The organism is Streptomyces sp. NBC_00425, from assembly GCF_036030735.1.
Classification (GTDB): domain Bacteria; phylum Actinomycetota; class Actinomycetes; order Streptomycetales; family Streptomycetaceae; genus Streptomyces.
The window spans coordinates 1,485,242-1,497,882 of the sequence record NZ_CP107928.1; the positions used below are offsets into that span (position 1 = coordinate 1,485,242).

At 71.8% G+C, this 12,641-nt stretch carries 7 protein-coding genes; 5 read left to right on the plus strand and 2 right to left on the minus strand.

Annotation, left to right across the window (positions count from 1 at the left end; translation table 11 throughout):
- Position 1: 1 nt before the first annotated feature.
- A complete protein-coding gene (locus OHS82_RS06470; protein WP_328433468.1) occupies positions 2 to 1,249 on the minus strand; it encodes an activator-dependent family glycosyltransferase in 1,248 nt (415 codons plus the stop codon).
- A gap of 46 nt (positions 1,250 to 1,295) precedes the next feature.
- Complete coding sequence (locus OHS82_RS06475; RefSeq protein ID WP_057583490.1) at positions 1,296 to 1,505, minus strand: ferredoxin; 210 nt, start codon at positions 1,503 to 1,505, stop codon at positions 1,296 to 1,298.
- Between the two features lie 313 nt (positions 1,506 to 1,818).
- Here OHS82_RS06475 and OHS82_RS06480 point away from each other — a divergent pair, with 313 nt between their 5' ends.
- The 5 genes from OHS82_RS06480 to OHS82_RS06500 all read left to right on the plus strand — a co-directional run bounded on the left by OHS82_RS06480 (position 1,819) and on the right by OHS82_RS06500 (position 12,545).
- Entirely contained in the window at positions 1,819 to 3,042 is a 1,224-nt protein-coding gene (locus tag OHS82_RS06480; RefSeq protein WP_328433469.1) for a cytochrome P450, read from the plus strand.
- Between the two features lie 64 nt (positions 3,043 to 3,106).
- A complete protein-coding gene (locus OHS82_RS06485; RefSeq protein WP_328433470.1) occupies positions 3,107 to 4,327 on the plus strand; it encodes a cytochrome P450 in 1,221 nt (406 codons plus the stop codon).
- A 5-nt stretch (positions 4,328 to 4,332) separates the two neighbouring features.
- Positions 4,333 to 5,742 carry an acyltransferase gene (locus tag OHS82_RS06490; protein WP_328433471.1) on the plus strand — a complete coding sequence of 470 codons (1,410 nt, stop codon included), beginning with the start codon at positions 4,333 to 4,335 and terminating at the stop codon, positions 5,740 to 5,742.
- A 278-nt stretch (positions 5,743 to 6,020) separates the two neighbouring features.
- A complete protein-coding gene (locus OHS82_RS06495) occupies positions 6,021 to 8,912 on the plus strand; it encodes a helix-turn-helix transcriptional regulator (protein WP_328433472.1) in 2,892 nt (963 codons plus the stop codon).
- 732 nt (positions 8,913 to 9,644) lie between these two features.
- Positions 9,645 to 12,545 carry an AAA family ATPase gene (locus OHS82_RS06500; protein WP_328433473.1) on the plus strand — a complete coding sequence of 967 codons (2,901 nt, stop codon included), beginning with the start codon at positions 9,645 to 9,647 and terminating at the stop codon, positions 12,543 to 12,545.
- Positions 12,546 to 12,641: the final 96 nt, after the last annotated feature.

Genomic DNA, 12,641 nt, shown 5'->3' on the forward strand with positions numbered 1-12,641 from the left:
TTCAGCGGGCCGCGGCGAGACGTTCGAGTTCCGGGACGATGGCGTGCGGGGTGGGCATGGCGGCGGACTCGTCGCGCAGCCGGCGGGCGGCGGCGGCGTGGGAGGGGTCCTCCAGGAGCCGTCGGGTGAGGTCCGTGACCCGGTCGGGGTCGGCGTCGGTGTGGTGCAGGAAGAATCCGGCGCCGGCGTCCTCCAGGGACCGTCCGCGCAGTTCCTGGTCGGCGACGAGGGTGGACATCGCGAGCTGCGGCACCGCGTTGACGAGAGCGGTGGAGAACGAGCCCCAGCCGCCGTGGTGGACCACGGCGGAGCACGTCGGCAGCAGCGTGCTGAGCGCCACTTCGCTGACGGCCAACACGTTGGCGGGCAGGTCGTCCAGTTCCTCGGCCTGTTCGGGCATGAGGGCCGCGACGATGTCGGCGTCCAGCCGCGACATGGCGCGCAGCAGGTTCGCGACGTCGACGTAGTCTCCGCCGTAGGCCTCGGTGTTGGTGCGGCCCAGAGTGACGCAGACGCGGGGCCGTTTGGGCTCCTCGCGCAGCCATTCCCACTGCACCGCGGGGCCGTTGTGGGGCACGTACCGCATCGAGACCTGGTGCAGTTCGCTCGGCGGGCGCAGGCTCGGCGGCAGGGTGTCGAGGGTGAACTGCCCGTTGAGCAGTTCTTCGTCGCACCGCACCCCGTAGGCGCGTCCGCGTTCGTCGATCCAGTCGGCCAGCGGGTCGGCGCGCTGGTCCTCGGCCACGTCCCGGGCCAGTTCGACGAACGTGGCGCGGGCCTGGCCGTAGACGTCCGCGGACCACAGCAGGCGTGCGTGCGCGGCGCCGCAGGCTCGCGCGGCGATGCCGCCCGCGTAGGCGATCGGATCGTGCACCACGAGGTCGGGCCGCCAGTCCCGCGCGAGTGCGACGAGGTCGTCGAGGATCGGGTCGTTGTAGCGGGCGAACCCGTACGGGACGCTGACGGCGTACCGCTCGACCAGGCTCGCGTGGTCGACGTCGCCGTATCCGAGGCGGCTCCAGTTCGCCACGTCCGCGTCCTGCGACTCACGGGCCATGGCCATGTCGTGGTGGAGGTGGTGGTCCGTGCCGATCGGCGCGGCCACCAGTCCGGTGCGGGTGACCGTCTCGTTCAGCGACGGCGCGTTGGCCATCAGCACCTCGTGCCCAGCGGCCGTCAGGGCCCAGGCCAGCGGCACCATCGTGAAGACGTGCGACTTCTCCGGCAGGCCGGCGAACAGGACGCGCATGGGTTCCTCTCCTCATCGGTTCCGTGCGGGTGGCCCGGGGCGGCGCTCAGGCCGTCCGCTCCCGGTCGTCCGCCACTGAGATGGCGCTCATCGGGCAGGACTCGGCGGCCTCCCGCACGGCGGAGACCTGTGCGGCCGCGGGTCGCTCGACCAGCAGCAGGGCCGATCCGTCGTCGTCCTGGTCGAAGACCTCGGGGGCGATGAACGCGCACTGGCCGGCGCCGATGCACTTGTCGTGGTCGATCGCGATGTCCATGCGGGCCTCCTGCGCGCTCGCCGATCCGATGGGTTGCCTGGGCGAGCCCATCTTGCGGTGTGCTGCGGGGGATCGACCGGGCACGGACCGCTGTCTGGGATTTCCTCCAGAGATTCGGCCGTGGCAAAGGACGCGGGAGCCGGGACACAGGCGGCCGTGCCGGCCGGTACGCGGTGAATCCCTAGACTGCGCGGCCCGCTCTGGCCCCGCGCCGCGCCGCCGTGCTGGAGTGGCCGGGCGATCGGACAGCGGCGCCGACGAGCGTACGAGGCCCGCGCGACCGTCGTACGACATCTGCGAAAGGGGAATCCGGGTGGCGCAGCAAGGCACCTCGGACGTGCTCGATTCGACACCCGGGGGCGAGTTCCGGCTCGAACGCCCGCCGGGCGTCGAACCCGACGGCGGCGTCGCGTTGCTGGCCTGGGCGGCGCGGATGCGCGAGGAGCAGCCGGTGTGGCGGGACGGCAGCGGCAATGTGCACGTGTTCCGCCACGCGGACGTGCAGCGGATCCTCGCCGACACGGCGACGTTCTCCTCGGACACGGTGGGCCGGCTGTCGGGCGGTGAGAAGCAGGCCCCGAGGGGCACGCTGCTGCTCCTGGACCCGCCGCTGCACGGCAAGATGCGCCGTCTGGTCAGCCGGGCGTTCACCCCGGGCCTGATCACCGGCCTCGAGCCGTGGATCACGGAACTGACCGGTCAACTGCTGGACGCCGCCCCCGTGGACGCCTTCGATCTCGTGGACGTCCTGGCCAACCCGCTGCCGGTGACGGTCATCGCGCGCATGCTGGGCGTCCCGACGGAGGACCGCGACAGGTTCCAGGGCTGGGCGGACCAACTGCTGTCCACCGATCCGGACGATCCCGAGAGCGTGCGCCGGATGGAGGAGACCGCGGTCACCATCTCCGCCTACCTCCAGGGCTTCATCGAGGCCCGGCGGGGGGAGCCGAGCGGCGATCTGCTGAGCACCCTCGTCGCGGCCGAACTCGACGGCGAGCGGCTGGAGGACGAGGACATCGCGAGTTTCGCGACGCTGCTGCTGCTCGCCGGGCACATCACCACGTCGGTCCTCGTCGGCAACGCGCTGCTGTGCCTGGACCGCGATCCGCAGCTGCTGGAACGGGTGCGTGCGGACCGTTCGCTGATACCGGCGGTGATCGAGGAAACGCTGCGGCTGCGCCCGCCGTTCACCCGGATCGAGCGGGTCACCACGACCGCGGCGACCGTCGCCGGGACGGATGTCGGACCCGACACCCTCGTCCATCTGTGGCTGCTGTCCGCCAACCGCGACGAACGGGTCTTCGAGGACGCGGACGCGTTCCGCCCGGACCGTTCCAACGCCCGGCAGGCCGCGTTCGGTCACGGCATCCACTACTGCATCGGGGCGCCGCTGGCCCGGCTCGAGGGCCGGATCGCCCTCGACGCCCTGCTGGACAGGTACGTCCGCATCGGCGTCGATCCCGCGGTGCGGCTCAGCTGGCACGGGACCAACGTCTTCGGCGCCCGGCACCTGCCCCTGCGTGTGCACCACGCCTGAGGCGGCGGCCCACGTCCCTCCCCCAAGCCCCCAGTCCCGGCCCCTCTCACGACGGAGCGACCCCATGAAGACCAGGCCCGACCCGCCCGTGATCCCCTCGGAACGGGGCAGGTGCCCGTTCGACCCGCCCGCCGAGTACGCGCGGCTGCGCGCCGAGCAGCCGGTCAGCCCGGTCACCTTCGAGGTGGCGCCGAAGGACACCTCGGGCTGGCTGGTGACCCGGCACGACCTGGTCCGGCAGATCCTCGCCGACGACCGCTTCAGCCACCGGAACGAGTTGCTGGCGCATGTGGTCGCGCCGCCGTTCCCGATGACCGAGTACGCGCCGCAGCCCTCCCCGCCCGGCTCGTTCGCGAAGATGGACGCCCCCGACCACACCAAGTACCGGCGGCTGCTGGCAGGGCACTTCACGCTGCGGCGCATTCAGCAGTACGAGCCGCAGCTGACGCGCATCGTGGACGGGGCGCTGACGGAGATGGCCGCCGAAGGCTCCCCCGTCGACCTGGTCACCGGCTTCGCGGAGAAGGTCAGCCTGCGCTCGGTGTGCTCGTTGATGGACGTCTCGCCGGAACTGATGGACGGCATCCAGGAGCACTTCTCGGCACTGATGACCCTCACCTACACGCTGGAGGAGTTCATCCACCACGTGGAGTCGATGGACGGGCTCATCCGGCCGATGGTGCGGGAGCGGACGGCAGAGCGGGGCGAGGACTTCTTCGGCCGGCTGGCGGCGACCGGTGAGCTGACCGAGGACGAACTGGTCAACCTCGCCGTCCTCACCCTGGGCGGCTCGCTCGACACCACGCCGAACATGCTGTCCCTCAGTGTCTTCGCCCTGCTGGAGAACCCGGACCAGCTGGCCCTGCTGCGGGAACGGCCGGAGCTGTACGAGACCGGCGCGGTGGACGAGCTGCTGCGCTATCTGACGATCTCCCAGATGGGTTCCAGCCGGTGCGCGCTGGAGGACGTGGAGATCGGCGACACCGTGATCAGGGCGGGTCAGACGGTGGTCCTGGCGCTGCCCGCCGCCAACCGCGACCCCGAGGTCTTCACCGACCCCGATCGGCTCGACGTCACCCGCGTCCCCCGCAAACACCTCGCGCTGGGCTTCGGCGCGCACCAGTGCCTGGGTCAGCACCTGGCGCGGGCCAGCCTGCGCATCGGACTGCGCGCCCTGTTCGAACGCTTCCCCTCGCTGCGGCTCGCGGCGCCGGCCGGGGAGGTACCGCTGCGCGACCGGGCCGTGCACTACGGCGTGGACCGACTGCTCGTGTCCTGGAGCTGACGGCCGTGGCTCGGAAGGACTCCGCGCACCGCGCGGCGAGGAAGGGCCTGCCCGCGTTCCGCACCGCCGTCGACAGCCGGGTGGAGCGGGTGCACACCGTGCGGGCCGGCGCGGCCGACGGCGCACGGATCCGGCTGACCGGCTACGACCTGCTGACCGGTCCGTGGTACACGCCGCTGACGTTCTTCTACCGCGGCACCCTCGACGGCGCGGCGCTGCGCGACTCGCTGGCGCGCACGCTGCGCCGCTACCCCCTGCTCGCGGGGCGTCTGGAGCGGGACGCGGACGGCGGACTGAGCGTGCTCTGCAACGACGCGGGCGTCCGGTTCACCGAGGCGTTCTGCCCCGACCCGATGCGCGAGTTCGGCCACGGCCTGCGCGCCGAGCCCGTCATCGGGAAGTTGCTGCGCGAAGTGAGCGCGTTCGGCGTGGTGGGCCGGGACACGCCGCTGCTGAAGATACGACTGACCCGGATGGCGGGCGGCGGCTCCGTTCTCGGCGTGCTCGTCAACCACAGCCTCGCGGACGGCGGCAGCACCCTCGCCTTCCTGGAGAGCTGGTCGCGCGAGCACCTCGGGACGCCGTGGGAAGAGCCCAGTCACGACCGCGCGGCGCTGGACGGGCTCGGTCGGCTGTCCACGGACTCCGCCACCCTCGATGCGCGGGCGTTCGTGGGTGTGGGCAGGGTCCGACACCTGACGACCACACTGCGGGTGGGCGTCAACAAGCTGGCGACCGTCACGACCCGGTTCGGGGCGGCGGAACTGGCCGCGCTCAAGGCGGAGGCCCAGCGGACCCTGCCCGGACCGGACGCGTGGGTGTCGACGAACGACGCGCTCACCGCGCACCTTTGGCAAGTACTGAGCGAACTGCGGGGCCGTCCGGCCGACGCCGTGGAGTGGCTCGGGCTGATCGTCGGCGCGCAGAGCCGGCTGGGCGACGCCCTGCCGTCCTCCTACTGGGGCAACTGCGTCAGCAACAGCTGGACCTCGCTCGACGCCGCCCGGTTGCGCGAGTCACCGCTGGGAGTCGTGGCGAGGGACGTGCGGCGCTGCCTGGAGAGCAACACCGAGGACAAGATCCGCGACGAGATCGCCTTCCTCGGCTCCTACCGGCGCAAGGGCGTGTCCCGGCACGTGATGTCGGTGCGAGCCCCCGACGTGTCGACGACGTCCCTGTCGGTCAACAACTGGTCGCAGTTCCCGTTGTACCGGATCGACCTCGGCGCCGGACGCCCCTTCTGGTACGAGTTCCCCGACCTGCCGGTACCGACGGTGCACATCGCGCCCACGCCCGAGGAGGACGCCGGACGGGACGTGTACCTGTGCCTGCCCGAGGCCGAAGCCGCTGTGGCGGACACCGCGCCGTGGCGGGAGCGGCTGCACACCCGCAGCGGGACGTCCGTCGGATCGTGACGCCGGCCGGCCGCGCGCCGTCATCAGCCCTGACCCGATCCGGGCCCGAAAAGGCCCGGACGGCCAAAACGGCACAGAAGGCCACGGACGGACACGGACGGGATGAAGGCACAGCTAGGGGAAAAGAGTGATCCAGGCTTTCTACCGGCCCGGTTTACGCGAGGATGGCTCATCGGGAGGGGTTCCACGTGTCAGTGCCGGTCTTCACGACCGGTCCTGCGGGGCGTGGGCACGGGTCCCGGTCGCCACCGGCGCTCCGGGAGAGAGGTACAGGGTGGATGACCGCTGTGCACGGGAGCGTTACCCGCGAACGGCAGCAGAGGGGGCCGGGCCCGGAGCCGGTGGAGCGTGAGGGCGAACTCGCCCTCCTCGTCGAGCTCACGCGGCGCACCGCGGCCGGCGACCCCGCTCTGGTCATGCTCGAAGGCCCGGACGGCATCGGCAAGACGACCCTGCTCCGCGCTCTGGTCGCCCAGGCACGGGCCGAGGGTCTGCGCGTGGTCCACACCACAGCTGGGCAGGAGGGCGAGCGGCTGCCCCTGAGCACTGCCCACACCCTGCTGGCCGGCCTCGACGCGGGCGCGGGCCTGATGCCCCTGACCGCATGGGCGCATCCGCCTGACGCCTCCGGCGCGAACGCGCGGTTGCGGGAGCTTCCCTGCTATGACGTCGACGGCTCGACCCTGTCCTTCGGCGTACTCGCCGAACTGCACGAAGTGGTCCGGTCCGCCGCGGCCGAGAGCCCATTGGTCATCGTGGTGGACGACGCGGAGGAGGCCGACACCGCGTCGCTGCGCTTCCTCGCGCACACCGCGCGCCGCCTGGCGGGTCTGCCGGTGCTGCTGGCGCTCGCCCGTCGCAGCGGCGCCGACGAGCCGGCCCTCAACGACGTGGCAGCCCTCCCTCTGTGCCGGCTGGTGCGGCCGCGTCCCCTGACGAGTGAGGGAATCGGCCTGCTGACGCTGCGGCTGCTCGGCTCGGAGACCGACGCGGCCTTCCAGGAGTCGTGTCTGGCGGCCACCAACGGCAACCCCCTGCTGGCGACGCGACTCCTGACGGCGCTGCGCGAGGAGCGGCTGCCGCTCACCGCCGACCATGTCGCCTCCGTGCCCGGACAGGACATCCACGCGTTCCGCCTGCGCGCGGCGGGTCTGCTGCACCGGCACCCCGCGGCCACCGTCCAGGCCGCCCGGGCCCTGGCCGTGCTCGGGGACAGGGTCACACCGGAGAACGGCGCCCGCCTCGCCCTGCTGGACAGCCCGGTCTTCGCCCGCTCCCTGCTCGCCCTCGTCTCCGACGGGCTCGTCACGTCGAACAGCGACGGAAGCTGGTCCTTCTCCCACGCCCTGCTGCGCGACGTCGTCCTCGGCGACATGTCCGACGACGAACGCGACGCCGTGCACGGTCGCGCGGCGCGGTTGCTGCACGACGAGGGGGCGAGCCCCTCGGACGTGGCCGAGCACCTCTGCCACGCGCCGTCCACCGCACATCATCCCTGGGCCGCCGCCGTCCTGCGCGACGCCGCCCGTGAGGCCGTCCTGCACGCCTCACCGGTCCGAGCGGTGGAGCTGCTGCGCGCCTGCGTGCCCGAGGGCACCGAGGAAGCGGGCGACCCGGGCCTGCTCTTCGAACTGGGCGTGGCCGAGATGAGGGTCGACGTCGAGGCCAGCGTCCGTCACCTGACGTCTGCGCTGGACGGGGCGACCGAGCCGAAACTGCGACTCGAGGCCCTCGTCGCGCTCGCCGAGGCACTCACCCTCCAGGGCCAGGTGGCGCGCGCGGCGGGCCTCCTGGCCCGATGCCGTTCCGAAGCGGCCTCGACCGCCTCAGGGGCGGCCGATCCGCAACTGATGGAGGCGCAACTGCTCATCGCGGCCTCCGCCAACCGGGCCGCCTACACCGAACTGCTCCAGACCGTCTCGTTCGACCTATCCCTGCCCGGCGACACTCCCGAGCAACGCGCTCTGCTCGCCACACGGGCCGTCATCTCGGCGTCCCGCATGGACCGCGTCGCCGAAGCCGTCGCGGCCGCCCGCACCGCGATCCGCCGCAGCACGGCGACCACCGACGACCCGGTCTTCCTCGGCGCCGCCGCGTCGGGACTGCTGTACGCGGACCTCCCGCACGAGGCCGATGCGGTCTACCAGAGGCTGGTCATAGGGGCCGACGCGGTGCTCGGCCCGGGCCATCGGAACCTGCTCGCCCTCAGCGCGGAGGCGCACCAGCGACTCGGAGCCCTCGAGCAGGCCTCACGCGCCAGCGCCGCCGCCCTTGCGGGCATCACCGTCGCACGGGCCACCCCGTTCGAGGCCCTGGCGCTCGCCGTGCGCCTTCACACGCTGCTCGACCAGGGCGATCTGGCTCAGGCCGCCCTCCTGGAGGCGGAGATACCCGACCCCGTCCAGGACGACTCCTGGCAGTGGAACGAAGTGGTGAGCGCCCGCGGCCGCCTGTATCTGGCCCAGGAGGACCCCACGCGGGCCCTGGTCCACTTCGAGGAGTGCGCCCGCCGGCAGGCGGGCTGGCAGCGCACCAGCCCGGCTGTCTCGCCCTGGTGGTACTGGGCCGGACGCACCCATCTCGCCCTGGGCGACCGCGCTTCGGCGCTCGCGCTGGCGGAGAGGGCCGTCGCCGACGCCCGGTCCGCGGGCCTGCCGTGCGCGTTGGGCGCGGGACTCGAACTGTGGGCGGCGACGATGAGCGACGACCAGCGGCCGGCCCTCCTGGAGGAGGCCGAACAGGTCCTCACGGGCACCCGGGCCGCCCTGTCGCTCGCCCGGGTCCGGGTCGCCCGGGGCCAGGCGCTCCAGCGGCTCGGGTACAAGAAGGCCGCTCGCGAGGTACTGCGGCAGGGCTGGGAGGAGGCGTACGGCGTCGGTTCCCTGCCCCTCCACACGGTCGCCCACCGGGCGTTGCTCGCCACCGGTGCACGACCGCGCCGTCCCGTGTCCCGAGGACCGGGCGCGCTCACACAGAGCGAGTCGCAGGTCGCTCGCCTCGCGGCCGACGGAAGGTCGAACGCGTACATCGCCGAGACGCTGTTCGTCACGCGTCGAACGGTGGAGGTCCACCTGACCTCGGTCTATCGCAAGCTGGGCCTGACGGGGCGGCGAGAGCTGTGGGACTCGCTGGAGTCGCACGGCTTCCATGACGCCGGGCCCGGGCAGTGACGGCCGCTCGCCGAACCGCTCCGGGCGAGCCCCGAACCCCTGCCGGACGTCATCGGAGTGTGTTCCGCATGACACAACGGGGCAATGTGACGTCCATTCAGGAGAGCACCTCGCAATGGGGTGTTGAAAGCCCGCTTTCCGACGCCCCTCCCTCGCAAGGCGCGGGAGGCGGGCGACGCAGGCATTTCCTGCAATTGCACGCGCGCTGACACAGCCGACCCTCCGACGTTCGCGGACGCAATTCCGCACCGGCCCGGCGCGCCTCCCACCTGGCACGCCGTGCCGTGACGGCCGTGAACGACCGGCTCGCGACGCCATCCGTCCTTGCCCGGCCGGGCTTTATGGAGCCTTCCGCCGGACGACACTTCCGTTTGCCTTCTGCGCCCCCTTGCTGGCGCACCCTTCGCTGTGATCTGCTGAAGCTCAAAGTCGCAAGGGCCATGAGTGAACTTTCGGCACATCTTCTGTATGGGTGACTCCATGTTTTCTCCGCACACCGCCCCTCCGGCTCGCGCCGTAGCCTTTGCCTCGCATCGCCGTCCTGAGCCGACGGTTTCTCCCGGTCCGGGCCACCGATAGCACCCCACGGCCCGGCACAGCGCGTCCCGCGCGCCGGCCGAGACACGCCCGCCCGGTGGTCACCACCCGATCCGCCGGTCCCGGACGGGCACAGCGACCACCCAGCTCCGCCGCCCAGGGCAGCATCCGCGCGCACGAGGGAGTACCAGCACGGTGTTGTTAGAACGTGAGTCCGCCCTCGCACAGGCCACCGCGGCCCTGTGCGCCACGGAGGGCGGACAGGGCTCGCTGCTCGTCGTACAGGGCCCGATGGGAGTGGGCCGGTCGACGTTCCTGGAGTCCATGGCCGCCCTCGGTCGAGACCACGGCTTCGTACTGCTCAGAGCCCAGGCGTCCGCCGCCGAGGAACGGTTCCGGCTCGGCGTGGTGGGGCAGTTGGTGGACTCGCTGCGCGGGATCGCCGTTCCCGACGATCTGGCCCGCCGGCTCCGAGGGACGAACGCCTTCCCGCGCGAGAGCGCATCGGGCGCGGCCCGTGCGGCCGGCGCGCTCCCGGCGGCCCCTCGGTGGTCCGAGCTCAGCCCTCAGCAGGCGCCGTGCTGGCTGGCGACGCTGCTGAACTCCATTTCCGAAGCCCGGCCCACGGTGCTCATGGTGGACGACCTGCACTGGGCGGACACCGGGTCCTTGCAGGCCCTCTCCCTTGCGGTGGCACAACGCGCGCGGCGACGGGTCCTCTTCGTGTTCTCCGTTCTTCCCGGCGACGTACGCGTCAGACGGCCGCACGTACGCGATCTGCTCGCCCCCGAGGAGTGCTCGGCGCAGCCGAACGGCGTCGGGGACCTGGATCGCTCCCGGCACGAGACAGCGGACCGGATCCTGGAGCTGTCGCCACTCGGCCTCAACAGCGTGCGCCTGCTCGTGGAGAAGACCCTCGGCGACGCACCGGACGCGCTGTTCGTGAAAACCGTGGCGGTGCGCTCCGGCGGCAACCCCCTGTTGCTGCAGGCGGTGCTGGACGAGGCCCGGTATCTGAGGCTGCGTCCGACCGCGACGGACGCGGCCGTCGCCGCGACCCTGCGGCCCGAGCGCCTGCGCCGGCGACTCGACGCCTATCTGCGGTCGCAGCCGGACCATGTGCGGCGGTCCGCCTACGCGCTCACCCTGCTCGGCGCCGCCGCGGACGAACACTTCGTGGCCCGCCTCGCCGAACTCGACGAAGGGGGAGGGGCACAGGCTGTCGAAATGCTGCGCCTCGCCGGTCTCGTGGACCAGCGCGCGTGCCGGCTCACCTCGGGGACGATCCTGCGGGACCTGGTGGAAGAGAACATGCCCGCGGAGGAGCGCACCGCCATGCGCGCAGTGACGGCCGAACTCCTGCACCGTACCGGGCATCCGGCCGAGCTCGCCGCGGAGCAGCTGATGGCGGTGATATCCCTGCGCGGCCCGGAAGCGGTGCAGATCCTGCGCACCGCCGCGGACAGCGCGCTGCGCCGCGGTTCGCCCCGGGACTCGGCGCGCTATCTGCGACGCGCCCTCCTCGACTCCTCGCTCTCCGGACAGCACCGGGCGAGACTGCTCGTCGACCTCGCCACCGCCGAGCGCAGTTTCGCGACGGCCGCGGCGCTGCGGCACGTCGTGGAGGCCGCGCCGCTCCTCGAATCCGTACAGGAGCGGGCCGACGCGATGCTGCGGCTGGGGCCCCTCCAGATGGATCCGCCCTCCCTGCGCATCAACGTCATCAGAGCCGCCATCACCGACGAACTGCGTCAGTCGGTCACCGAGGACTGGGTGGAGCGCGAGCTGGTGCTGCGCCTGGAGGCACGCGAGCACATCCTGTCGGCGCAGGATCCCACGCACATCCGACGGGCGCTGCGACGCTTACGCGACCTCGGCCCCTCTCCCCGGCTGGCCACCAAGGGCGAGAGGGAACTGGTCACGTCGCTGATGCACATCGCGTTCGTCGCCAACGCCGTTCCCGCGGAGCAGCTGGCCGGGTGGTGCACCCGGGTGCTGGAGCAGGAGCCGCCCACGCCGGAGCACGTGCACACCACCGCGCCGTTGGCCGTGAACATCCTCGCCGGTGCGGAGCAGACGGCGGGTGCGGCCAACTGGCTGCGTGAGGCGAACCGCCTCGCCCACCGCCGCGGCGGTGACGTGGAACAGGCCGTCATCCGCTGCGAACAGGCCCTGGTCGCCCTCGCCGACGGGCACCGGGCCTACGCCCGGGACAAGATCATCCAGGCCGACGCTCTCGCGGGACCCGAGACCGGCGGGCTGCCCACCGTCTGCGCCGCCGTCCTCTCCATCGTCGCGCTGCACTCCGACGAGCCGGAGCTGGCGGAACAGCTGCTCACCCAGCACCGGCTGCACGCCGAGAACCAGTACCTGACGGCACTCCTGCACATGGCACGAGGCACACTCGCGGCACGCCGTGACGAACCCCGCACCGCGCTGGGCCACTACCGGACCGCGGGCCGGCACACCGAGCAGATCGGCTGGAAGAACCCGGCCGTCCTGCCGTGGTTGTCGTGTGCCGCCCTCATGCACCACCGCCTGGGCGAACACGAAGAGGCCGTGAACGCCGCACAGTCGGAGATGAACAGGGCCCGCGCCTGGGGGTCGACCACCCCGCTGGGGCGTTCCCTGGTCGTCCTCGGGCGGGTCACATCCGGACGAAGGGGCCCCGAGCTGCTCGAGGAGGCCGTCACGGTCCTGGAGAAGGGCAACAACGGATATGAGCTGTTGCGAGGCCTGTACGCTCTCGCAACTCATCCTGACACACGGCGGAACCGAAGATCGACCGCGCTCGGCCGGGCGCACGACCTGTCCCACGAGCATGACGTCCCCGGGCTGACGGAGAAGATTCGCACCAAGCTGACCGAGGGAACGAGGAAATCCAAAAACCACGGCAGTCGGCTGACCCCCTCCGAACTCAGAGTCGCGCGTCTCGCGTCGACAGGCCTCAGCAATTCAGAGATCGCAAGTCAATTGGGCACGTCGTCACGCATGGTGGAGAAACACCTCACGAACTCCTATCGAAAACTCGGCATATCCGGACGGCCGGAGCTGGCCAAAGCACTCAGGAGAGCGGACGCCGAGCAGTCACCCTGACTCGGGCACCGAACGGGCACGCCCCGCAGCAAACTTTGCACACCGCTTCGACTCGTCCCGCGAGCAACCGCCGGAAGCGTTCGGCCACACCACGGC